This window comes from Mesorhizobium liriopis (assembly GCF_024053505.1).
GTDB classification, from domain to species: Bacteria; Pseudomonadota; Alphaproteobacteria; order Rhizobiales; family Rhizobiaceae; genus Mesorhizobium_B; species Mesorhizobium_B liriopis.
Map to the genome: position 1 here is coordinate 197,858 of NZ_JAMXQS010000003.1, position 22,931 is coordinate 220,788.

Annotated in this window: 27 protein-coding genes; 20 read left to right on the plus strand and 7 right to left on the minus strand. The window is 61.9% G+C overall.

All coding sequences use genetic code 11. The annotated features are described in order from the left end of the window. Positions 1-96: 96 nt before the first annotated feature. Both NGM99_RS06705 and NGM99_RS06710 read right to left on the minus strand, forming a co-directional pair. The gene (locus NGM99_RS06705) at positions 97-306 is read right to left on the minus strand and encodes a hypothetical protein (RefSeq protein ID WP_252817346.1); all 210 of its coding nucleotides are present in this window, start codon (positions 304-306) and stop codon (positions 97-99) included. A 10-nt stretch (positions 307-316) separates the two neighbouring features. Next, a complete protein-coding gene (locus tag NGM99_RS06710) occupies positions 317-502 on the minus strand; it encodes a hypothetical protein (RefSeq protein WP_252817348.1) in 186 nt (61 codons plus the stop codon). Between the two features lie 223 nt (positions 503-725). Here NGM99_RS06710 and NGM99_RS06715 point away from each other — a divergent pair, with 223 nt between their 5' ends. The 5 genes from NGM99_RS06715 to NGM99_RS06735 all read left to right on the plus strand — a co-directional run bounded on the left by NGM99_RS06715 (position 726) and on the right by NGM99_RS06735 (position 5,048). Continuing rightward, positions 726-1,376: a site-specific DNA-methyltransferase gene (locus NGM99_RS06715; protein ID WP_252817350.1), complete on the plus strand. Its 651-nt coding sequence runs from the start codon at positions 726-728 to the stop codon at positions 1,374-1,376. Between the two features lie 123 nt (positions 1,377-1,499). After that, positions 1,500-2,237 (plus strand): DNA methyltransferase, encoded by a 738-nt coding sequence (locus NGM99_RS06720; protein ID WP_289852389.1) that lies wholly within the window; start codon positions 1,500-1,502, stop codon positions 2,235-2,237. Between the two features lie 47 nt (positions 2,238-2,284). Beyond that, on the plus strand, positions 2,285-3,271 hold the full coding sequence (locus NGM99_RS06725) for an aldo/keto reductase (RefSeq protein ID WP_252817352.1): 987 nt from the start codon (positions 2,285-2,287) through the stop codon (positions 3,269-3,271). Positions 3,272-3,330: 59 nt separating this feature from the next. After that, positions 3,331-4,290, plus strand: a complete 960-nt coding sequence (locus tag NGM99_RS06730; protein WP_252817354.1) for an ABC transporter ATP-binding protein — start codon at positions 3,331-3,333, stop codon at positions 4,288-4,290. Beyond that, positions 4,287-5,048: an ABC transporter permease gene (locus NGM99_RS06735; protein ID WP_252817356.1), complete on the plus strand. Its 762-nt coding sequence runs from the start codon at positions 4,287-4,289 to the stop codon at positions 5,046-5,048. Before NGM99_RS06730 ends, NGM99_RS06735 begins: the two co-directional genes overlap by 4 nt. A gap of 226 nt (positions 5,049-5,274) precedes the next feature. Here the strand turns inward: NGM99_RS06735 and NGM99_RS06740 are convergent, their stop codons facing one another. Beyond that, entirely contained in the window at positions 5,275-6,012 is a 738-nt protein-coding gene (locus NGM99_RS06740; protein ID WP_252817358.1) for a GntR family transcriptional regulator, read from the minus strand. Between the two features lie 258 nt (positions 6,013-6,270). On the opposite strand from NGM99_RS06740, the gene NGM99_RS06745 reads away from it, so the two are divergent. From NGM99_RS06745 to NGM99_RS06775, 7 genes are all read left to right on the plus strand, one after another. Next, positions 6,271-7,359 (plus strand): ABC transporter ATP-binding protein, encoded by a 1,089-nt coding sequence (locus NGM99_RS06745; protein WP_252817360.1) that lies wholly within the window; start codon positions 6,271-6,273, stop codon positions 7,357-7,359. 23 nt (positions 7,360-7,382) lie between these two features. Continuing rightward, a complete protein-coding gene (locus NGM99_RS06750; RefSeq protein WP_252817362.1) occupies positions 7,383-8,675 on the plus strand; it encodes an ABC transporter substrate-binding protein in 1,293 nt (430 codons plus the stop codon). A 79-nt stretch (positions 8,676-8,754) separates the two neighbouring features. After that, complete coding sequence (locus NGM99_RS06755; protein WP_252817364.1) at positions 8,755-9,672, plus strand: ABC transporter permease; 918 nt, start codon at positions 8,755-8,757, stop codon at positions 9,670-9,672. 4 nt (positions 9,673-9,676) lie between these two features. Next, positions 9,677-10,501, plus strand: coding sequence for an ABC transporter permease (locus tag NGM99_RS06760; RefSeq protein ID WP_252817366.1), 825 nt, complete (start codon positions 9,677-9,679; stop codon positions 10,499-10,501). Next, on the plus strand, positions 10,498-11,238 hold the full coding sequence (locus NGM99_RS06765; RefSeq protein WP_252817367.1) for an aspartate/glutamate racemase family protein: 741 nt from the start codon (positions 10,498-10,500) through the stop codon (positions 11,236-11,238). The genes NGM99_RS06760 and NGM99_RS06765 overlap by 4 nt, the downstream gene beginning before the upstream one ends. Continuing rightward, complete coding sequence (locus NGM99_RS06770; RefSeq protein WP_252817370.1) at positions 11,235-12,083, plus strand: GNAT family N-acetyltransferase; 849 nt, start codon at positions 11,235-11,237, stop codon at positions 12,081-12,083. Before NGM99_RS06765 ends, NGM99_RS06770 begins: the two co-directional genes overlap by 4 nt. A 522-nt stretch (positions 12,084-12,605) precedes the next feature. Then, complete coding sequence (locus tag NGM99_RS06775) at positions 12,606-12,980, plus strand: VOC family protein (protein ID WP_252817372.1); 375 nt, start codon at positions 12,606-12,608, stop codon at positions 12,978-12,980. 86 nt (positions 12,981-13,066) lie between these two features. Here NGM99_RS06775 and NGM99_RS06780 read toward each other — a convergent pair whose 3' ends face one another. Next, positions 13,067-13,369, minus strand: coding sequence for a YdeI/OmpD-associated family protein (locus NGM99_RS06780; RefSeq protein ID WP_252817374.1), 303 nt, complete (start codon positions 13,367-13,369; stop codon positions 13,067-13,069). A 233-nt stretch (positions 13,370-13,602) separates the two neighbouring features. After that, complete coding sequence (locus tag NGM99_RS06785; protein WP_252817376.1) at positions 13,603-13,827, minus strand: hypothetical protein; 225 nt, start codon at positions 13,825-13,827, stop codon at positions 13,603-13,605. A gap of 399 nt (positions 13,828-14,226) precedes the next feature. Between NGM99_RS06785 and NGM99_RS06790 the strand changes: the two genes are divergently transcribed. The 6 genes from NGM99_RS06790 (at position 14,227) to hydA (ending at position 20,110) form a co-directional block, all read left to right on the plus strand. Continuing rightward, a complete protein-coding gene (locus NGM99_RS06790; protein ID WP_252817378.1) occupies positions 14,227-14,946 on the plus strand; it encodes a GntR family transcriptional regulator in 720 nt (239 codons plus the stop codon). 171 nt (positions 14,947-15,117) lie between these two features. Continuing rightward, the gene (locus NGM99_RS06795) at positions 15,118-15,903 is read left to right on the plus strand and encodes a transporter substrate-binding domain-containing protein (protein WP_252817381.1); all 786 of its coding nucleotides are present in this window, start codon (positions 15,118-15,120) and stop codon (positions 15,901-15,903) included. Between the two features lie 82 nt (positions 15,904-15,985). Next, a complete protein-coding gene (locus NGM99_RS06800) occupies positions 15,986-16,660 on the plus strand; it encodes an amino acid ABC transporter permease (protein WP_252817383.1) in 675 nt (224 codons plus the stop codon). Further along, the gene (locus NGM99_RS06805; protein ID WP_289852370.1) at positions 16,660-17,400 is read left to right on the plus strand and encodes an amino acid ABC transporter ATP-binding protein; all 741 of its coding nucleotides are present in this window, start codon (positions 16,660-16,662) and stop codon (positions 17,398-17,400) included. The genes NGM99_RS06800 and NGM99_RS06805 overlap by 1 nt, the downstream gene beginning before the upstream one ends. Positions 17,401-17,435: 35 nt before the next feature. Further along, entirely contained in the window at positions 17,436-18,650 is a 1,215-nt protein-coding gene (locus NGM99_RS06810) for a cysteine desulfurase-like protein (RefSeq protein WP_252817385.1), read from the plus strand. Positions 18,651-18,658: 8 nt separating this feature from the next. Beyond that, the gene (hydA, locus tag NGM99_RS06815; protein WP_252817777.1) at positions 18,659-20,110 is read left to right on the plus strand and encodes a dihydropyrimidinase; all 1,452 of its coding nucleotides are present in this window, start codon (positions 18,659-18,661) and stop codon (positions 20,108-20,110) included. A 134-nt stretch (positions 20,111-20,244) separates the two neighbouring features. On the opposite strand, the gene NGM99_RS06820 is transcribed toward hydA, so the two are convergent. Continuing rightward, the gene (locus NGM99_RS06820; RefSeq protein WP_252817387.1) at positions 20,245-20,649 is read right to left on the minus strand and encodes a winged helix-turn-helix transcriptional regulator; all 405 of its coding nucleotides are present in this window, start codon (positions 20,647-20,649) and stop codon (positions 20,245-20,247) included. Between the two features lie 73 nt (positions 20,650-20,722). On the opposite strand from NGM99_RS06820, the gene NGM99_RS06825 reads away from it, so the two are divergent. Continuing rightward, on the plus strand, positions 20,723-21,313 hold the full coding sequence (locus NGM99_RS06825) for an NADPH-dependent FMN reductase (RefSeq protein ID WP_252817389.1): 591 nt from the start codon (positions 20,723-20,725) through the stop codon (positions 21,311-21,313). A gap of 164 nt (positions 21,314-21,477) precedes the next feature. Here NGM99_RS06825 and NGM99_RS06830 read toward each other — a convergent pair whose 3' ends face one another. Continuing rightward, positions 21,478-21,870, minus strand: a complete 393-nt coding sequence (locus NGM99_RS06830; protein WP_252817391.1) for a winged helix-turn-helix transcriptional regulator — start codon at positions 21,868-21,870, stop codon at positions 21,478-21,480. An 82-nt stretch (positions 21,871-21,952) separates the two neighbouring features. Between NGM99_RS06830 and NGM99_RS06835 the strand changes: the two genes are divergently transcribed. Beyond that, on the plus strand, positions 21,953-22,684 hold the full coding sequence (locus NGM99_RS06835; RefSeq protein ID WP_252817393.1) for an SDR family NAD(P)-dependent oxidoreductase: 732 nt from the start codon (positions 21,953-21,955) through the stop codon (positions 22,682-22,684). Positions 22,685-22,931 lie beyond the last annotated feature (247 nt).

The window sequence follows — 22,931 nt, forward strand, 5'->3', positions numbered from 1 at the left end:
CAACGACTCAAACTTCTAAGGTCTGCGCCAGCAGTCCCAACTAAAAAACGGCAGCTCGTTTCCGAGACCGCCGCTTTCTTTATCGCGGATCAAAGCTCAGGCAGGTCTTGTGCCGCCGCCCTTCTTTTCCGCGTCATGGGTGTGGTGGCTGTCCTTCTCACCGCCGCCGCCCGAAACTTTCGAATGCTGGCGCTGATCGCTGTCGGCCTCGCCCTTCGGCACGTCGAGCGGAGCCTTGGCATTTTCGTGCGACGCGCCGGGCCCGCCCTGGCGGATGGTCTGGGGTGCCTTGGTGGATGTGCTCATGGGGCTTCTCCTATCGGTCCTGCTGGTGGCCCTGATGGGTGGTGTTCACCTTGGTGTTGCCCTGCTGGCCCTGCTTGTCGGGATCGGGCGCACCGTGGCTCGCGGCCGAGCCCTGCACGGCTGCGTTCGCCTTTTCGTCGCCGGTGCCCTTGTGGCTCTGGTTCTCGCTCGGAACGGGTGGTGCCTTGGCAGACATGGCTTGCTCCTGTTCGGGTTGAGCAAGCTAACCTCGAAGTGAAACGACGGTTCCCATCGGGAGCGCTTCGCATTTTCGGGAGAAGAATTTCAACAATCTATACGCGCATCAGTTATTACGTCTTTACAACTTAGAGATGCATTCGTATCAACCTGCGAATATGCAATCTGAAGGCACATTCCCTGTAACTTTCACAGCCAGCGCGAACAGGGCTCGGTTGGAGTTGACCTGGATCGGCAAGAACGCGCGACCGCGTCCCGAAACCCGATCATTGCGCGCGCTGGAAAAATTCGGGAAGGAAAACCACGCAGACAACCAGCTCATTTTCGGCGACAATCTGCTCGCGCTCAAAGCGTTGGCACCGGAATTCCACAACCGCGTCCGCTGCGCCTTCATCGATCCGCCCTACAATACGGGCAGCGCCTTCGAGCATTACGATGATGGTCTCGAGCACTCGCTGTGGTTGAGCTTCATGCGCGACCGGATCGAGTTGATCCGCGACCTTCTTTCGCCCGACGGCTCGCTCTGGATCGCGATCGACGACCATGAAGGCCATTACCTCAAAGTGCTCTGCGACGAGATCTTCGGGCGGCGCAATTTCGTCGCCAATGTCGTCTGGCAGAAGCGCATCTCTCCCGAAGCGCGCCTTCAGCTCGGGGCGGCGCATGACACGATCCTCGTCTATGCCAGGGACAAGGCTCGGCTTCGCTTCAACCCGCTGCCGCTCGGTGAAAAACAGCGCAGGAGTTATCGCAACGCGGATGGTGACAGGCGCGGGCCGTGGGTCTCGACCGATTTCACCGCGCAAGGCTGGCGGCCCAACCAGATGTACCCGATCACCACGCCCGCCGGCATCGTGCACCAGCCGCCTTAAGGCCGATGTTGGGCCAATGTCGAGCCGGTCTTCGAACGGCTGAGGGCGGAGGGACGAATCTGGTTCGGCGCGGAAGGCGATGCGCGTCCGCGGATCAAAAACTTTCTCTCCGAAGCCAAGGGCCTGCGGCCATGGAGCTGGTGGCCGCATGAAGAGGCCGGACACAATCAGGAGGCCAAGAAGGAAAGCATCGCGCTTTTCGGCGACGCCCCCTTCGCAACGCCCAAGCCCGAGCGGCTGGTCAAGCGCGTTCTGGAAATCGCGAGCGATCCGGGCGATCTCGTGCTCGACAGTTTTGCGGGCTCCGGCACCACGGGGGCCGTCGCGCACAAGATGGGCCGTCGCTGGATCATGGTGGAGCATGGCGCGCACTGCCATTCCCACATCGTACCGCGCATGAGACGCGTGGTGGACGGAAGCGATGCAGGCGGGGTCTCAGGCGAACTCTGCTGGCAGGGCGGTGGCGGGTTCCAATTATTCGAGCTGGGGCCATCGCTTCTGGAGAAGGATGCGCATGGCCGGCATGTCGTATCTTCCCGCCTGGCCTCGGCGGAACTCGTCGAAGCCGTGTGCCGGCAATTCGGCTTCACGCCTGAGCCGCAGGGACGGGACCCTTGGCGGCACGGCTCGTCGAGCGAGCGCCAGTTCATCCATGTCGCGCCGCGCATGCTGTTTCGCGAGGACCTCCTGCCCTTGAGCGAGGCGCTCGACCCTGACGCGACGCTTCTCGTGGCATGCCTTGCGCATGACACCGATGCGGGCAATTTTCCCAACCTCGATATCCGCAAGATCCCGCGCGACCTGCCCGACGCGATCGACTGGGCAAAAGACGACTACAGCCTCGCCCTCGCCTTGACGTGATCCTGCCCGCCTGTATCTCCCGCCTCACACATTCGAGGAGAGAGACTATGCGTGAGCGCCCTTTTGGCCGGACCGGCCGTTCCGTCAGCGAGATCGGCTTCGGCGCCTGGGCCATCGGCGCTTCATGGGGCAGCGTGGATGACCGGGAAAGCCGCGCGGCGCTCAATGCCGCGCTCGATTCTGGCGTGACATTCATCGACACGGCCGATGTCTATGGCGACGGCCACTCCGAAAAGCTGATCGCGTCCGTGCTGAAGGAACGCGGCGGCGAGCGGCCCTTCGTCGCCACCAAGGCAGGACGTCGCCTGCCCGAGCAAACCGTGGAAGGCTACAGTGCCGAGAATCTGTCGAACTGGATCGACCGCTCCCTGCAGAACCTCGAAGTGGACACGCTCGACCTCGTCCAGCTCCATTGCCCGCCGACCGCGCTGTTCTCGCAAAGAGAGGTGTTCGAACGCCTCGACCGGCTGGTGGAAAGCGGCAAGATCCGGAATTACGGCGTCAGCGTCGAGAAGATCGAGGAGGCCGAAAAGGCGCTCGACTATCCGGGCGTTCAGAGTGTGCAGATCATCTTCAACGCCTTCCGCCAGCGCCCGGCAAAAGAGTTCTTCGCGCGGGCGCAAGCAGCGCAGGTCGCCGTGATCGCACGCGTGCCGCTAGCCAGCGGGCTCCTGTCTGGCAAGTTCAAGCCGGATACCAGGTTCGAGGCCGACGACCACCGCCAGTTCAACCGCCATGGCGAGGCTTTCGACGTGGGCGAGACTTTTTCGGGCGTGCCCTATGAGGTCGGCCTCGCCGCCGTCGAGCGCATCCGTCCGCTGGTCGAGGGCGATGCCACCATGGCTCAGCTCGCGCTGCGCTGGATCCTGATGTTCGACGCCGTGACGGTGGTCATCCCCGGCGCCAAGAACCCGGCGCAGGCGCAAGGCAATGCGGAAGCGGCCGCCCTGCCCCCGCTCTCGGAAGAAACCATGACAGCCATTCGCCAGATCTACGACGAGGACATCGCTCCCCACGTCGAGAACCGCTGGTGAGTTGAGCCCCCGTTGAGTAGAATCGTGTTCTGATTCTTCCCCACAGCGCGGCACGAAATATGCGACCATCCGAGTTCCGCGAAAGTTCCGCGCCCGATGCGGTGATCCGCATCGATGGTCTTGCCAAGCGTTACGCGACAGGCTTCGAGGCGCTGAAAGGTGTGACCCTCGAAATCCGGCGCGGCGAAATCTTCGCGCTACTGGGGCCCAATGGCGCCGGCAAGACCACGCTGATCTCGATCGTCTGCGGGCTGGTGAACCCGTCCGCGGGCACCGTTGCCGTGGACGGGCACGATATCGTGCGCGATTACCGTCGTGCGCGCAGCGCCATCGGCCTCGTGCCGCAGGAACTGACCACGGATGCCTTCGAGACCGTGTTCGATACGGTAAGCTTCACGCGCGGGCTGTTCGGTAAGCCGAAGGATCCGGCTTACGTCGAGAAGACGCTGCGCAGCCTGTCGCTCTGGGACAAGCGCGACAACAAGATCCGCGAACTGTCTGGCGGCATGAAGCGCCGCGTGCTGATCGCCAAGGCACTGGCCCATGAGCCGCAGGTGCTCTTCCTCGACGAGCCCACGGCCGGCGTCGACGTCGCGCTGCGCCAGGATATGTGGAACTTGGTACGCGAACTGCGCGAGACCGGCGTCACCGTGATCCTGACCACCCACTATATCGAGGAAGCCGAGGAGATGGCCGACCGGGTGGGCGTGATCAACCACGGCGAACTGGTGCTGGTCGAGGAAAAGACCGCGCTGATGAGCAAGCTCGGCCGCAAGGAGATCACGTTCCATTTGCGCGAGCCGCTGGCCTCCGTTCCGCCAAGTCTCGACGGGTTCGATCTGGCGCTCGGCGAAGGCGGCGGGGCTCTGACCTATACCTATGACGCCAAGGCTGCGCGCACGGGCATCAACACCCTGATCGAGGCGCTGCGCGAGGCGGGCATTTCCTTCTCCGATCTCGAAACCAAGCAGAGCTCGCTCGAAGACATCTTCGTCGGCCTCGTAAAGGAACAGGCATGAACTGGCGGGCAGTGGGGGCCATCTACGGATTCGAGATGGCACGCTGGCGGCGCACGCTTTTGCAGAGCGTGGTGTCGCCGGTGATTTCGACATCGCTTTATTTCGTGGTTTTCGGCGCGGCCATCGGCTCGGCGATCACAGCCATCGACGGCGTTTCCTACGGTGCCTATATTGTGCCGGGCCTGGTGATGCTGACGCTGCTCACGCAAAGCATCTCGAACGCCTCCTTCGGCATCTATTTTCCGCGCTTTTCGGGCACGATCTACGAGATCCTGTCGGCGCCTGTCTCGCCCGTCGAGATCGTGTTGGGCTATGTCGGCGCGGCTGCGACCAAGTCGGTGATCCTGGGCCTGATCATCCTTGCAACCGCCTCCCTCTTCGTGCCGCTCAGGATCGACCATCCCTTCGTGATGATCCTGTTCCTGCTCCTGACGGCCGCGACCTTCAGCCTGTTCGGCTTTCTGATCGGCATCTGGGCGGACGGTTTCGAAAAGCTCCAGCTCGTGCCGCTTCTGATCGTCACCCCGCTGACATTCCTCGGCGGCAGCTTCTATTCCATCAAAATGCTCCCGCCCTTCTGGGAAACGGTCAGCCTGTTCAACCCGGTCGTCTATCTCGTCAGCGGCTTCCGCTGGAGCTTCTTCGGCCAATCCGATGTCGGCGTCGCGATCAGTCTCGCCATGACGGGGCTGTTTCTGGTGCTGTGCCTGGCGACCGTCGCCTGGATATTCAGAACGGGATATCGGCTGAAGGCATAAGAGCAGGCGGTCATCGCCGGCGAGAAAGCGGCGCAATGAGCAGCTCAAGCAGACATCTTTTTTCGACCAGCGGCGGCACCGGCTCGTGGCGGTCGAGTTCGATCAGGCGGAGTCGATCTTAAGCTGCGCGGCCTTGCGCTTCTGGCGCGGCGGCTCGGGGCCACATAAGGCTGGAACGGCAGAACACAGCAGGATCCGATTGGGGCCGGGTTAGAGAGTTCCCAAGTCAGCTGTTTTGAGCGAGGACCGACGGCTCCCATGGAGCGACGGCGTCGCGCAGGCTGTTCCCGCCTCTCAGACGAAGGTCGAGATCGGCCTCGATATGGTCGAGGTGACGGAGCATCAGATGCGCGGCCTCGTCACCCTCCCCCGCCTTCAGCGCATCGAGGATTTCGCCGTGATGGGTATGCCCGCAACTCGACGCACCGGATCGGCCATAAAGCGCGATGACGAGCGAAGAGCGGGCCACGAGTTCGGCCAGGAAACGGGCAAGAATCGGATTGCCGGCAAATGATGCCAGCACCAAGTGGAAATCGCCCGAAGCCTTGATCTCGGCACGCCGGGCCTGAGGGCCGCGCCGGTCGAGAAAGGCGGCCTCCGCTTCGAGCTGCGCTGCGATGGTCTCCAGTCCTTCCGCAGTCAGCTGCTCGCAGGCTCGGCGCGCAATGCCGGGCTCGATCGAACGGCGCGCTTCGAAGATCTGCCGTGCTTCATCCGGGGAAGGCTGCGCGACAAAGGCGCCGCGATTGCGCTCGATGCGGGCAAGCCCCTCATAGGCCAGCATCTGCAGCCCGGCTCGCGCGACCGTGCGGCTGACCCCGAACAGCGCACCGACTTCCGCTTCATTGAGTTTGGTTCCCGGTGCGAGCCGATGGTCCACGATGGCATCGTGCAACCGGTCGCGGATGGCGCGGGCGCGATCCTCGTTGGCAGCGTCGGTGGAGGGGGAAGCGATGAGATTCATGTCTTCCCCCGGTTCTAATGCCTGTGGGGAAAACTGAAAGAGGTCGCCCGCAATCTCCAGCGGAGATTGCATACAATCCTAGCATGAATTGCAAACAACGCGCTCAATGCTTGAGCAGCGCGCCCCTTCCGCCGCCTCTATCCCTTGCACCTCGATTGCTTGGTGGCCTGCAAACCAAGGGTCTGATCAGCCTTGGGCGAAACTGGCACGGAGAATGCAACGGCGGAAGCTGAGTGACCACATCCTGCGGGAGAGCCGATGTCCAAGGCAGCCGTGATCGACATTGCTTCCGTATCGAAAATCTATGGGCAGACCACGGCGGTAAATGCGATCAGCCTGAAGATTCCGGCTGGCACCTATTGCTGCCTGCTTGGCCCCTCGGGCTGCGGCAAGACTTCGACATTGCGCATGATCGCAGGCCATGAGGCGATTTCCAGCGGTGACATCCGGCTCGGCAACGCCGTCGTCACCGACCTCCCCCCTGCCCGCCGCGGCACGGCGATGATGTTTCAGTCCTACGCGCTGTTTCCTCATCTCGACCTCGTCGACAACGTCGCCTTCAGCCTCAAGATGAAGGGCTCACCTAAGGACGAGCGCCGCGCCAGAGCTCTCGAAATGCTGAAGCTGATGCAGATGGACGCCTATGCGACGCGCCGTCCCGCTCAGCTTTCGGGCGGCCAGCAGCAGCGCGTCGCGCTCGCCCGCGCGCTGATCACCGACCCGGAAGCGCTATTGCTCGACGAGCCGCTGTCCGCGCTCGATCCCTTCCTCAAGGTGCGGATGCGCGCCGAACTCAAGAAGCTGCAGAAGAGCCTCGGCATCACCTTCGTCCATGTCACGCACAGCCAGGAGGAAGCGATGGCGCTCGCCGACCTGATCGTGGTGATGAACAATGGCCGGATCGAGCAGGCCGCGATCCCGCGCACGGTGTTCGAGCGCCCCGCCACCGCCTTTGTGGCCCGCTTCATGGGCGATCACAACGTGGTCTCGGGCCGGGTAACCGAATGCCGCGACGGTTTGGTTTCCGTTGAAGTGGCGCAAGGCGGACGCTTCAAGGGCGTCGGAGCCGGAGAGGAGACCGGCGCTCTCGCCGACCTCGCGATCCGCATCGACCATGTCCGTATCGGCGAGCCCGCCGAGCCCGGCCTCGGCTTCACAGGCACGGTCCAGAACATCGAATATCGCGGTGCCTCGGTGAAGCTTTCCGTGGCCGGCGCCGGGCTCGACGAGTTCACCGCCATTCTCAGCGACAAGCACTTCTTCGCCCATCCGGTTTCGGTGGGCGATGCGGTGCCGCTTTGCTGGGAGCCGGCCGACAGCATCCTGCTCGGCCGCCTCGATTCATAAAACAACCAAAGGGGAACCAACCAATGACAAAAGAACAGGAAAAGAAGTCCGGTCTTTCGCGCCGCGAGCTTCTCAAGCGCGGCACCGGAGCCGCGCTCGGCTTCGCAGCGGGCTCGGGCGCGATCACCGGCTTTCCCACGATCTGGGCACAGAACCCGATCACGCTGCGCCAGTTCGGCACGGGCGTTTCGAACATCAACGCCATCGCCGAGAAGTGCAAGGAAGACCTCGGCATCACGCTGGAAATGACGGCGACCGACTCGGACGCCGCCGCCCAGCGCGCGGTGACCCAGCCCAACTCCTACGACATCGCCGACATCGAATACTGGATCCTGAAGAAGGTGTTCCCGACCGGTGTGATCCAGCCGATGGAGGTCGCCAAGCTCAAGCACTACGATTCCATCGTGCCGCTGTTCAAGACCGGTAAGCTGACGCCTGAGAGCACGATCGCACAAGGTACAGCGCCGCACACGGTCGGTTATGTCGACAGCGCCGACGCCAAGACCTTCGCCAAGAGCGAGACCGGCTTCTTCACCATGGTGCCCACCATCTACAATGCCGACACGCTCGGCATCCGTCCCGATCTCGTAGGCCGCGAGATCACGACCTGGGCCGACATCATGGACCCGGCCTTCAAGGGCAAGACCTCGATCCTCAACATCCCCTCCATCGGCATCATGGATGCAGCCATGATCACCGAAGCGATGGGCAAGATCAAATATGCCGACAAAGGCAACATGACCAAGGAAGAGATCGACCAGACCATCGATTTCCTAATCGAAGCCAAGCAGGCCGGCCAGTTCCGCGCCTTCTGGAAGTCGTTCGATGAGAGCGTCAACCTGATGTCCTCGGGCGAAGTGGTGATCCAGTCGATGTGGTCGCCGGCGGTTGCGGCCGTACGCTCCAAGGGCATCGCCTGCAAGTATCAGCCGCTGAAAGAGGGCTACCGCGCCTGGGGCGGCGGCCTGGGTCTTGCCAAGCACTTGAGCGGCGCGCAGCTCGACGCGGCCTATGAATACATCAACTGGTACACGTCCGGCTGGGTCGGCGCCTATCTCAACCGGCAAGGCTACTATTCGGCGGCGATGGACACGGCCAAGAAGTTCATGACCGAGGACGAGTGGGGCTTCTGGATCGACGGCAAGGCGGCAAAGGGTGACATCGTAGCCCCCGACGGCAAGGTCATGGAGAAGGCGGGCGCCGTGCGCGACGGCGGCTCCTTCGCCGAGCGCATGGGCAAGGTCGCCTGCTGGAACTCGGTGATGGACGAGGACCGCTACATGGTCCGCCGCTGGAACGAGTTCATCGCCGCCTGACCCGTGCCACCGACTGCCGCTCCCCGGCTCCCGATGGGGAGCGGCTCTTCTTTGATTTTCCGAACGGAAAGGCGCGAGGATGAGTATCGCATTCGACCAGCCCGCACTCTCAGCACTCAGCAAGGCTCCCTCTAACCCGTTGCGAGGCCGTGCGCGCAGCCTTGCCTCCTATCTCCAAGCGGCTCCGCTCGCGCTGATCCTCGGCTTCTTCCTGCTTTTGCCGCTCGTGATGATCGTGGTCGTGTCCTTCTGGGATTACGACTTCGCGCAGATGTATCCGGATTTCGTGACGTTCAACTATTCCGAGACTCTCACGTCCTGGGTCACGTGGAAGACCTATCTCAACACGCTGAAATACGCCGCGCTCGTCTGGATTTTGACGACCACGATCGGTTTTACCGTCGCTTATTTCCTGGCCTTCCATATCCGCACCACCGCCATGCAGACGGTGCTGTTTCTCGTCTGCACCGTGCCATTTCTTACCTCGAACATCATTCGCATGATCTCGTGGATCCCGGTTCTGGGGCGCAACGGCCTGATCAACTCGTCTCTGATCGAATCCGGACTGGTCGCAAGCCCGGTCGAGTGGCTGCTTTATTCGGATTTCGCGGTCGTGCTGGCCATGGTGCATCTCTACACGCTGTTCATGGTGACGCCGATCTTCAACACCTTGATGCGCATCGACCGCGCGCTGATCGAAGCGGCGCGTGATGCGGGCGCGAGCGGGCCGCAAATCCTCTGGAACGTTGTGCTGCCGCTCGCCAAGCCCGGCATCGCCATCGGCACGATCTTCGTGGTGACGCTGGTGATGGCCGATTTCTCGACGGTTCAGGTGATGTCGGGCGGACAGAGCGCATCCGTCGCGCTGATGATGAAGAACCAGATGTCGCTGCTGCAATATCCAGCAGCGGCTGCCAATGCGGTGGTGCTCCTGTTGCTGGTGCTCGTGATGGTGGGCGCGCTCCTGCGCATCGTCGATATCCGCAAGGAGCTTTGACGCCATGCGTGAGGAAAGACGCTCAGGCACGTTCTGGCTGCTCGCCGGTTTTTTCGCTCTCTTCGTGCTGTTTCTCTATGGTCCCCTTTCGGCCATCCTGATCCTGTCCTTCCAGGGACCGGATGGTGGGCTCACTTTCCCGCTCAATGGCGTGTCACTGCACTGGTTCGCGAACCTCTTGGAGCAACAGGCGGTGGGCGATTTCGGCGGCTCGTTCCGCCGCTCCTTCGCGCTCGGCCTTCTGGTGATGGCCGTAACGGTCGTCGTCTCGCTTCTGGCCGGCCTCGCCTTCCGCCGCCGCTTCATGGGCGCCACGGTACTCTTCTACCTCTCGGTCGCGAGCCTCGTCGTGCCCTCGATCATCGTCTCGCTGGGCATCGGCGTGCTGTTCAGCCAGTTGGGACTGGAGCCGTGGTGGTTGTCATCGGCTTTCGGCGCGCATCTGACATGGACACTGCCCTTCGGCGTGCTCATCATGTTCGCCGTCTTCAACCGCTTTTCGCCCTCATACGAGGAGGCCGCACGCGATCTCGGTGCCTCGTCCTGGCAGAGCTTCGCCCATGTGGTCTTGCCGATGATCCTGCCGAGCCTTGTCGGCGTGGGCCTGTTCGGCTTCACGCTGTCCTATGACGAGTTCGCACGCAGTTTGATGACGGCCGGCACCTACAACACCCTGCCGCTCGAACTCTACGGCATGACCACCAATGTGACGACGCCCGTTCTTTACGCGCTGGGTACGGTGACGACCGTCTTTTCGCTTCTCGTCATTCTCGTCACGGTGGGCATGATAACGGCTCTCCGACGCCGAAATATGCAGGCCAGACCGTGAAGCTTCTCGTCATCAATCCCAACACCACGGCAAGCATGACCGCAACGATCGCGGCTGCCGCCGGTGCTGCGGCCGCGCCGGGCACGGAAGTGATTGCCGCCACCTCGGCCATGGGGCCGGTTTCGATCGAGGGCTTCTACGACGAGGCCTTTGCCGTGCCCGGCATGCTCGCCGCACTTCGCAAAGGCGAAGCGGATGCGGCCGACGCGGCCGTGATCGCCTGCTTCGACGATACCGGCCTCGATGCCGCCCGTTCGCTTGCCCGCATTCCCGTTCTCGGCATCTGTGAGGCAGGCTTGAGCCTGGCGAGCTTTCTGACCCCGCGCATCGCGATCGTCACCACCATGGAGCGCTCGCGCGTGCCGCTCGAGCATCTGGTCGCACGCTACGGCAAGAGCCATACCACGACCGTGCGCGCCGCCGACATTTCCGTGCTTTCGCTCGAAGATCCGCGTTCCGGTGCCCGCGAGCGATTGCGGCATGAAATCAGGCTGGCCATCGAACACGACCGCGCCGAGGCCATTTTGCTCGGTTGCGCGGGCATGGCCGATCTTGCGAAGAGCTTCGAGACCGAGTTCGGCCTGCCGGTGATCGATGGCGTGGGAGCAGCCGTCAAGCAGGCGGAAGCCCTGGTGGCGCTCGGTCTTCAGACATCCAAGCACCGCACCTATGCTGCGCCCGTGCCCAAAACCTATCACGGTGTTCTCGCCGGATTCGCACCCGTCGAAGCCGCATGACCTCTGAAATCCGCGTCTTGACGCAGACAGAGGTTCAACGCCTTCTGGACTGGGCCGCCGATGAGGGCTGGAATCCCGGCATCGGCGATGCCGAGGCATTCCATGCCGTCGATCCAGACGGCTTTCTGGGCTGCTTCGTCGGAGGCGTGATGGCAGCGGGAATTGCCGCAGTGGCCTATGACGACCAGTTCGGCTTCATCGGTCTCTATATCTGCCATCCGGCTTATCGCGGCAAAGGGTTCGGGCGAATGGTCTGGGATGCCGGCATGGCCCATCTCGGCACGCGCGTGATCGGCCTCGATGGCGTGCCTGAACAGGAGGAAAACTATCGCCGGATGGGCTTCGAGGCAGCCTGTCGAACGATCCGCTATAGTGGTCCGCCAGCGCGGTTGGCTGAATCGGCGGGAAAGGCGAGCAATCGGTCGGTCCGCCCCTACAACTCAAGCTGGCATGACGCTGTGATGCAAATCGATCGCGCATGCTTTCCGGCCGAACGCACCACGTTCATGGCTGGGTGGCTCCAGCCTCCCCGACATGCGGTGGTGGCCGAACGTGAAGGCAAGTTCAGCGGTTTCGCCGCAGCACGTCCCTGTCAGGTGGGATGGAAGATCGGCCCCGTCATGGCGAGGGACCATGAGGCCACGGCCGCGCTTGTTCGCGATCTTGCGCGAACCATCGATGGGACGTTGAGCATCGACGTGCCCGAGAACCAAGCATCATTGGTTTCTCTTCTGCTCGACGCCGGGTTCGTCTCCGATTTCGCAACCGCCCGTATGTATCGCGGGGGCGCACCAAGGGTTTCCGCCCCCCACCTTTACGCGACGACGACGCTCGAGCTTGGCTAGGCGGCAAGGTTCAAGACGACCTTATGCCCCTGGCAATGCAGCCCCGAGAAAGTCGATCTCGCCGACATGGACTAAGAACGACGCCTACGATCCAGACGAACATGAGCGCCACAAGCGGCGGGGATGGAGCGACGCGATAAATGAGAGCGGCCTCTCCAGTTAAGTCGGATCTCGTGCGTACTGGTCCTGTGGTTGAATGGTTCGGTCGGGTTCCTGCGTCTGGCATCCGACCGAGAGCAGGGCCAGACCGCAGAAGAGAATGAAGGCAGGGATCGCAAGTGTGACTCGCATGTCGCGCTCCTTTATGAATGGAGCGAACAGTGACTGCGAGGGCCAGTTCCGCAGGAAGTGTTCTTGCCCGGCGGCTGAGAGCGCGCATCCAAGGGAAGTCCAGCGCTCTGCCTCGAAGCGATAACAGGCCCTGCACCATGACCCATGCCAGATCGATCGCGTAGCCAGAGCCTGCTTGCCGTGCACGGCTCGGCTGCTTTACCTGACCGAATTCGTTCCGGGAGAGGCAGCATGTTTACTCACGTCATGATCGGCAGCAACGATCTGGATCAGGCCAAAGCCTTCTATGACGCCACTTTCACCGCATTAGGCGGCTGGACTGGCTCGGTGGATGAAAGGGGCAGGCTGATCTACGTGCACGAAGGGGGGCGCCTGATGATCACGAAACCGATCGATGGCAAACCGGCGACCCCGGCCAATGGTGGAACCATCGGCTTCGCCGCGGCGAGCCGTGACGACGTTCTTGCATGGCACCAGGCGGGCATCACACATGGGGGCATGGCGATCGAAAGCCCACCCACCGAGCGTGCGAACGGCTCATTCGTCGCCTATCTGCGTGACCCGGATGGAAACAAGCTTACCGCACGGACTTTGCCCCGGAGGTAGCCGGAGCGAAAACGGGTTGGGGCGATCTCTCGAGATAGGCTCTTGATGGTACGCTTGGAGCGCGCTTCGCATACGGAAACGCGCTGTCACCTGCGCTTCTGATCGATCAGAACCGCTTGCTGCCACTTACCGGGCGCCTTGTCGGTGCGGTGAATGCAGCCTGCCCAGCAGCAGGGCCGCTTCTTTCCCTCCTGCAACTCCTCTTTCGTTCGCTCGATACGGCGCAGGCGGGTCTTCGGCTGCTTTGCGTCGTCAATCCAGCACAGGAACTCGTTGCGGCCCAGCGGTGTCAGGCCACCCCACAGAGCATAGACCTGCGGGTCGGCTCGCAAAGCGGCCTGCACGTCATCCGCTGCCTCGTGCACGGTGCCTTGAGGAAACGCGCTCATATGAAAATTCCTGCTTATCGCCCGTCGCTTGCTTCGGCTCGCCGCGAGGCTTCTTTCGTTTCGCGGTCACATGCTTGAGCGGGCTCGGCAACGGATCATTTCCGTACCTTGGAACATCGAGCTCCGGGCAACATCATCGCGCATGATACGGGTACAGGTCGTGCTCGGCGGAGCCCAGCGAAGGAATTCGGATGATGTGGTGCGACCGTTGCAAAGGTCGCGCATGGCCCCGTTCAGGCGTTGCCTTCCGGCTCCATGTCGCCGATGTCGCCGCTCGGCTCGATATCCTCCTCGTCTGAAGCCGAGAGAAGCTGGCCGATGACCTGGCCGGCCTTCCAGAGCATCATAGCAAGATCCTTCTTCGAAAATTGGTCTGGCGCCGCATGCATGGCCTCAATGGTGATCAGGAATTCCTCGAGATCGAGAGCGTCGTCTTCGTCGTCCGGGATGTCGACCATGGTGCACTGCCTGAAAAAGGTATGAGGTTGCCGCTTTCCGGCATCGAGTTCTCACATAGGGGAGCGCGGCGATCCAGGTAGTGTCAGGGGGCTGTAGATGGTTAGGCTTTCTGCCCTTTCATCGAGCTTTTCTGGATCGCGGCCGGCAAGCTCCCTTTGCACCAAACGCGCCTTCCGTCGCCTGTGATGGCAGTCCGGTCTACTGGTGAACGGTGCTCGCTTGGGTGGCTTGAGGGTTTTCCAGCAATCTGAACTTTGCTCATCGATCACAAGCGTGGTCGTCTTTTGCATACAATGCGACTGCGGTTATGCTTGCGATCAGTTCGACGGACAGGTTTGCGTAGGAGCCATGTGCCGTTGTTCCGCATATTCGTCATTTGATTTCATTCGCGAGTCGTCATGGAGCCGCTGGACAAATCCTCTCTCATCCGCGACGCCATCCGCCGCGCCATTCTCGATCAGGCGCTTGCCCCTGGCGATACGTTGCCGGAAGACACTCTGGGCGAACGCTTTGGCGTCAGCCGGACACTGGCCCGTCATGCGCTGGCGCAGCTCGCTTCGGAAGGTCTGGTCGAACTCAGGCGCAACAGAATGGCCATCGTCGCCATGCCTTCGTTTGAAGATGCGCGCGATGAGTTCGACATCAGGATCCAACTCGAGCGTCTTGTGGTGGACCGTCTCTGCGGGAAGCTCGATGCGGTGCAGCTCGCCGAGCTTCGTGCCCATGTGGATGAGGAAGAGCGCAGCGACGGCAATAATGGCGGCAAGAGCGCCATACGGCTGGCCACCGAGTTTCACGTCAAGCTCGCCGAAATGACCGGCAAAGGTCTGCTGACCCGCTATGTCCGTGAAATCGCCTATCGCTCCTGCCTCTCGCTCGCGACATTCGGCCGGCCCCATTCATCCGAATGCGCGATCTCGGAACATCGGGCGCTGATCGATGCACTGGAAAAGAACGACGCGGAGCAGGCGTCGGCCCTGATGAGCGATCATCTCGAGCAGGTCGCCGGACGTGCATTCCTGAAAGTGCCGGAGCGACGGGGCGATCTGATGGAGGTTCTCGCGCCATATGCGGTGATCGAGAAAGCGTCGCCGCGAAAAAGAATGCAGGGAGGCTGATCGGACTTTACCAAAAAGAGCTTCCCACGTCGCGATTAATCGCATACATTTTTCTTAGCAATTGCATGCACTTTTAGTTGGCATCAATGGGAGTTTCTGCCTCTTCAATGTGCACACGGTTGCTTGCGGGCTCCGAACGGAGACCGACCAAAACGAAAAAGGGGAACCACCATGATCCGCAGCTTCATCGCCGCGCTTGCGCTTGCAGCAGCTACCATTGCCAGTCCCGCAATGGCCAAGACACTCACCGTCGGCGCCAATGTCGGCAACGTGCCCTGGGAATTTCAGGACGAGAAAGGCGAGATCGTCGGCTTCGAGATCGAACTCGTGAAAGAGGTCGCCAAGCGGCTGGGCTATGATGATGTTCAGGTCGAGAACATCCCTTTCAACGGCCTCTTCTCCGCAGTGCAGTCGAACCGCATCGATGTCGCCGTTTCCTCGATCACCATCACCAAGAAGCGACTGGAATCCGTTTCCTTCGCCCAGCCCTATTACGACAGCGACCAGTCGCTATCCGTGCTCGCCTCGTCCGGCATCAAGAGCCAGGCCGACCTGAAGGGTAAGGTGCTCGGCGTCGATACCGGCTCGACGGGGGACATGTATGCGACCGAGCACCAGAAGGAGACGGGCGTTTCCGAAATCCGCCGCTTCGAAGGGCTCGCGCCCGCCATGCTCGATCTGGGCAATGGCGGCATCGACGGCTACATCTCCGACATCCCGGCCGTCGCCTACTACATCAAGGACAAGCCGCAATATGCGGTGGTCGAGCGCATCAAGACCGGCGAGCAGTATTCGATGATGTTCGCCAAGGACTCGCCGCTCGCAGCCCAGGCCAGCGAGGCGATCTCGGCGCTCAAAAAGGAAGGTTTCCTGTCGGCGCTTCACAAGAAGTGGTTCGGCACGGAAGCCGATGCCGCAACCTCGACCGCAACCGTCGCGGATATGCCAAAGCTCTAAGCATCCTCCGGCATGACCGGGAGCACCCCGCTTCCGGTCATGCCGATCCGTTTCTGTTGCTTATTCACGGATCTGAGTGCGGATGGATCTCGCTTCGACCTTCTTCAACCTCGACGTTCTCGCGCGCTCCTGGCCGCTGCTGCTCGACGGGCTTGGCCGCACGATCCTCCTCGGCGCCTTGTCCATCGTGCTCGGCCTCGTTGGCGGTCTGTTTCTGGCGCTCATCCGCCTTTACGCGCCGCAGCCCTTCCGGTTTCTGGCCATCGCCTATATCGACGTCTTTCGCGCTTTGCCGGTGCTCGTCTGGCTGGTCATCGTTTACTACGCTTTCCCATTCCTCGGCCTGAGGCTTTCGCCCTTCGCCTCGGCCTGTCTGGCGCTTTCGACCGTTTCCGCTGCCTACACGGCCGAAATCTATCGCGCCGGCATCCAGGCCATTCCGCTCGGTCAGTTCGAGGCTGCCTATTCGATCGGCCTCAACGCATTCGACCGCATGCGCGACGTGATCCTCCCGCAGGCCATCCGCATCGTCATTCCGCCGCTCACCAACAACTCGATCAATGTGATGAAAGACACGGCGCTCGCCTCCGTGGTCGCGCTGCCGGATCTGCTCAAGCAGGCAACGCAGGCCCAGGCGCTTGCCGCCAATCCGAGCCCGCTGATCGGGGCGGCTGTTCTCTATCTGCTTCTGCTTTTGCCCCTCGTCCGGCTCGTGGCTGTGTATGAAGAGCGGTTTCGCCGCAAGGGAGCCCGCTGATGAGTGCCGCGCCCCTGATCCGCATGCGAAACGTCGGCAAGCGCTTCGGCGAATTCAACGCGCTGAAGAACGTGTCGCTGGATATCTTCGCTGGCGAAGTGGTGGTGCTGCTCGGACCTTCCGGGTCCGGCAAGTCGACCTTGATCCGCTGCATCAACCATCTCGAAGACTATGACAGCGGCGATGTGTTCGTGGGCGATATACGCGTCGAGCGCGGACGCAACCTGCTTGCCGTCCGCCAGCAAACAGGAATGGTGTTTCAAAGCTTCAACCTGTTTCCCAACCTGTCCGTGCTCGACAATGTGGCGCTCGGGCCCGTGCGGGTGAAGAAGCAGTCATGGGATGGGGCCCGAACCAGGGCGCGCGAACTCCTGCATCGTGTCGGCATCGCCGATCAGGCGGAGAAATATCCGGCTCAGCTTTCAGGCGGGCAGCAGCAACGCGTCGGCATCGCGCGCGCGCTCGCCATGGAACCGCGCATCCTGCTTTTCGATGAGCCCACTTCCGCGCTCGATCCCGAAATGGTGGGCGAGGTGCTCGACGTGATCAAGAGGCTCGCCCATGGCGGCGTGACGATGATTCTCGTCACCCATGAAATGGGGTTCGCCCGTCAGGTCGCCGACCGTATCGTTTTCATGGAAGCCGGCGAAATCCGCGAGATTGCCGACCCACAGACCTTCTTTTCCTCGACCACGAACGAGCGCGCCCGCGCCTTTCTCGACGCCGTGCTCAACCACTGAGCTCCGGCTGATACGCCTTCAAGGACAGCCCAACCATGCTCGATCTTTCCTATGTGCGCAGCCAATTCCCTGCCCTTTCGGGCGAATGGGCCTTTATGGACAATGCGGGCGGCTCGCAGGTGCTGAAATCCGTTGCCGACCGTGTGTCGGACTATCTCCTCACTTCGAACGTCCAGACCGGTGCGAGCTACGCACCGAGCCAGGAATCGACGCGGCGGGTGGGCGAAAGCCGCAACGCCTTTGCCCGCTTCATGAACTGCGCGCCGAACGAGATCGTGATGGGCCCCTCCACCACGATCCTGATCCGCTTTCTATCGGAAGCCATGACCGGACGCCTCCAGCCGGGCGACGAGATCATCCTGACCAACGTCGATCACGAAGCCAATATCGGCCCCTGGCTGCGCCACGAGGGCCGGGGCGTCACCGTCAAGTGGTGGCGCTGTGACCCCGAAACCTTCGAGCTCGACCTCGACGATCTGCGCGGCCTGATGAGCGAGCGCACCAAGCTCGTCTGCGTGACGCATGCTTCCAACATCCTCGGCACGATCAACCCGATCCGGGAGATCGCGGACATCGCGCATGAAGCGGGCGCGGAACTCTGCGTCGATGCGGTGGCCTATGCGCCGCACCGCGCCATCGACGTGAAGGCACTCGATGCCGACTACTATATCTTCAGCGTCTACAAGGTGTTCGGGCCCCACCATGCGGTGATGTTCGGCAAGCGCGAGAAGCTGGAAGCGCTCGACAATATCTACCACTACTTCTTCGATAAATCGCGGGTACCTCACAAGCTCGAACCCGGCAACATCAATTATGAATGCGCCTGGGGTTCGATCGGCGCGGTCGATTATGTCGAGGAGCTCGGCCGTCAGGCCAATGGCAGCACCGGCCGCGCGGCAATCGAGGCGGGCTTCGAGGCGATCACCGAGCAGGAACGGAAACTCACCGGAAAGCTCCTCGACTTCTTTCAAAGCCGAAACTCGGTGCGCGTGATCGGTCGCGCCACAGACGCACCAGCCGAGCGCGTTTCGACAGTCAGCTTCACCGTGGAGAACACGGACTCGGCCGCAGTGGTGGAAGCCGTGGACAGGCATCACATCGGCATCCGCTTCGGCGACTTCTATGCCCGCCGCATCGTCGAGGAGCATGGGTTGCTCGGCAATCACGGCGTGGTGCGGGTATCGATGATCCACTACAACACCGAAGCCGAGGTCGATCGCCTGATCCAAGCTCTCGAGCCCAGCCTTTGAGCACGACCGTGGCTTACGATCTTCTTATCCGCAGCGGCACGGTCGCGACCGCGAGCGATGTGTTTCAGGCCGACGTCGCGGTCCACGATGGTACCATCGTAGCGATCGGCAGGAATCTCGGTGAGGCGTCGCGCGTGATCGACGCCACGGACCGGCTTGTCCTGCCGGGCGGCATAGACAGTCATGTTCACATCTCGCAGCCATCGGGCGACGGCATCGTCATGGCCGACGATTTCGAGTCCGGCACGCGCTCAGCTCTCTTCGGCGGCAACACCACGGTGATGCCGTTCTGCCTGCAGACAAAGGGCCAGAGCTTGCGCGAGGCGCTTTCCTGGTATCACGGCCTGGCGGAAGGCCAGTGCTACACGGATGTGTCCTTCCACCTTATCCTGACCGACCCCAGCGCCGCGGTGCTCGGGCAGGAACTGCCTGCGCTTGTCGCCGACGGTTACACCTCGCTCAAGGTCTTCATGACCTATGAGGATCTCAGGCTGAACGACGCGCAGATTCTGGGTGTGATGGATACCGCCCGCCGCACCGGCGCGCTGGTGATGGTCCACTGCGAGAACGAGGATGCGATCCGCTATCTCGTCAATGCGCATGAGCATCGCGGCGATGTTCGCCCGCTGGCGCATGCCACGACACGACCGACGGCGGTCGAGCGCGAAGCGACCCATCGCGCCGTGTCGCTGGCCGAAGTGGTGAATGTGCCAGTGGTCATCGTCCATGTCTCAAACGGCGAAGCCATCGCAGAAATTCGGGCCGCCCGCGGCCGTGGACGCAAGGTCGTAGCTGAAACCTGCCCGCAATATCTGATGCTGACAGCCAAGGACCTCGATGGCATGGACTGGGAGGGCGCGAAATTCGTTTGCTCGCCGCCGCCCCGGGATGAGGCAGCGCAGGCCGCCTGCTGGGTCGGGCTCGAGCAGAACGACTTCGATCTCTTTTCATCCGACCATTGCCCGTTCCGCTACGACGACCCGCACGGCAAACTGAACCCGAGAGGACGGCAGAGCTTCAGGCACGTGCCCAACGGCATTCCCGGTGTGGAAACGCGCCTGCCGATCCTTTTCTCGGAAGGCGTCGTCAAGGGCCGCATCACGCTCGAACGCTTCGTGGCCCTGACTTCCACCAACCATGCCAGGCTTTACGGCCTTTCGCGCAAGGGCTCGATCGCGGTGGGCATGGATGCCGACATCGCCATCTGGGACCCGAAGGCGAAACGCACGATCCGCCACGCCGACCTCCACGACGGCGCCGATTACACACCCTATGAGGGGCTGGAAGTGACCGGCTGGCCGACCACCGTGTTGCTCGGCGGGAAGATCATGGTCGAAAACGACGCGCTTATCGGAACGAAGGGCAGCGGGACCCATGTCGCGCGGGCACTTTCGTCGCTGGCCAAGCCCTTGGAAACCAGCTTCAATGTCGGCACGTTCCATCCGACACGGCTTGCCTAGATCAACGCTGAATTTCGGGGGCGAAAGTCTGGCAAGCACTCAAGCGCACTTCAATCGCGGCAAGCGACACTGCCTGCGTCCGCATAGTCGACCCTGAAACCACCGGCTCCCGTCCACCGGCGCATGATGTGGGGCTACTGGCCGGCGCGCCTTGTCGCATAAGCGGCGCGCGCTGCCTCCATGCGTGGGCTGTTGACCATGACCCATTCGGCAAGCGCTCTGACGGGCTCGAGAAATTCACGCCCCAGATCAGTCAAAGCATACTCGACTTGCGGTGGCGTCACAGGTGTCACCGTTCGCGAGACGAACCCGTGTTCTTCCAAGTCGCGGAGCGTCGAGGCGAGCATTTTCTGACTGATCTCGCCGATCTCGCGACGCAGCGCGTTGAAACGGCGCGGGCCTTTTCCGAGCACCCGCACGATCAGCATCGACCACTTGTCGCTGGTGCGCGCCAGCGTTCGACTGATGTGCTCACAGGCTGCCACATTGTGCGTCTCACGCTCGTGAGCGGTTTCCAAAGGGTTATCTGGTGTCGCCACGGTGCCTCCTTGTGCGCCCAATTGCGATCCGTAATTAGGTTTCTGTTGTAAACCTGATTACACGAGGAACCTGATGACAACCAAGCCCCGAATAGCGCTCATCATCGGATCGACGCGTCCGACGCGCTTCGCGGACGTGCCTGCCCAATGGATGTTGAAACAAACTCAGGCACGCAATGACATGGAGGTCGAGGTTGTCGACCTGCGCGATCATCCGATGCCGTTCTTCGATGAAGCAGCGTCCAACCTGTGGGCCCCAAGCGAGAACCCTGAAGCCGTTCGATGGCAGCAAACAATCGGGAAATTTGATGGCTTCATCTTCGTGGTTGCCGAGTACAACCATTCGATCACGGGCGTTCTGAAGAACGCGCTCGACCAGGCCTACAAGGAATGGAACCGCAAGCCGTTCACTGCGATCGGATATGGCGGCACGGGTGGTGCACGTGCAGTCGAGCACCTGCGCGGCATCGGCGTTGAGCTTCAGATGGTTTCCACGAAGTCTGCTGTCCATATTGGCGGCGGCGACTTCATGGCGATCCACCCATATTTCGGCAAACAGTCGATCGAATCGATCGAAGCGAACCTGCTTCCCTCCGCCACTGCAGCATTGGATGAGCTCGTTTGGTGGGCCAAAGCGACCATTGCGGCGCGTGCCACCGTCTAAAGGCAACCCCATCGCCTCTGCCCGTATTCAAGTTGGGCAGAGGCGTCACAACCTGCGGTCTGTCATTTTCGAGCGGAACTCACACAGGCGGTTCCGGGGACGCATCATAGCAACCGACCTCTATCTGCAGGCCACAGCACTCTCCGGTTCATGGCCTGCAACAGCTATCGGTCAGCTTTCGCCTGATCGAAGTTGGTGCTCGCTCGCTCAATGTCAGGACCGTGCGTAAGCGCCCAGGCGCATAAGGCCTCGAACGGCTGCCGCAACGAGTGGCCAAGCGGTGTGATCGTGTACTCCACGCCGATCGGCGCGGTCGGCAGGACCGTCCGGGTGACGAGACCATTTCGTTCCAGCCGCTTCAAGGCGTCAGCAAGCGCCTTGTGCGTGATGCCGTTCAGCCGTCGCTTGATTTCGTTGAACCGTGCCGGCTTGGGGCACAACACGGTCAGGATCAGGATCGTCCACTTATCCGCGATCCGATCCAGAACTGGCCGGATGCGGACCATCTCCACGCATGCCTGCGCCGACAAACGCTCAAGCTCGGTATAGTCCGTCATATCTAGGCTCTTCAAAGTGCGTTCTTGCGACTAGATACCCGTCGTATATCTGGATGCCATCGCTGAGCAAGGAGCATGTGCGATGGCAAGAGTTGAGAACAAGACCGCTCTCGTGATCGGGGGCGCCAAGGGCATCGGTCTGGCGGTCGCCGAACGCCTGTCGCGTGAAGGGGCGACCGTCTTTCTGACCGGGCGAAGGACCGAAGAGGTCGAGGCCGCCGCTCGCAAACTGGGCCCGCAGGCCCGCGGCTTGGTGGCCGATGCCGGCGCGCCGGAAGACCTGTCGCGCGCTGTCGCGGCGGTCATGGAGGCGCGCGGACGCTTGGACCTTCTCGTTCTGAATGCCGGCCTGTCCGAGCCAGCCTCGATCGCGGACCAAACCCCCGAGCACTTCGATCGCCACTTCGGAGTGAACGTGCGTGGCATGGTCTTCGGCCTCAAGGCGGCCTTACCCGCGATGGGTGATAGGGCCTCGGTGGTCCTGATGGGATCGATCGCGGACGTCATGGGCATCCCGCCCTACAGCACCTATGCGGCCACAAAGGCGGCAGTCCGATCATATGCGCGTTCCTGGGCCGCCGAACTCGCCCCTCGCGGCATCCGCGTCAACGTCGTGGCACCGGGTCCGACGGATACGGACATGATGGCGGCCGTGCCGGAAGAAGGACGTGCGGCACTGATTGCGCCCATTCCGCTGGGCCGCATGGCGCGCCCCGACGAGGTCGCCGCCGCGACGCTCTTCCTCCTCAGCGACGAGGCGAGCTTCATTACCGGTGCGGAACTCTGCGTCGATGGCGGGATGCAGCAAATTTAGCAGCCGCCTTTTTTAAGCCATCGCATCTTTCTCCCACGTATTCATCTCTGAACGCACCGTCGGGTTCCATACCGACAACGTGGTTCAGACGGGTAGACGCAAACCGTCCGAAAGCGGTCCAAACGCTTTCGGCTCGACCCAGGCAAGCTGAGGCGTCCCAGAGGCTTCGAGAAGCACCTCAAAATGCTGTCGACAGACCGGTCAAGCATGGAAAGCTCACGTCCACTTCACAGCACTGTGCGGGTTG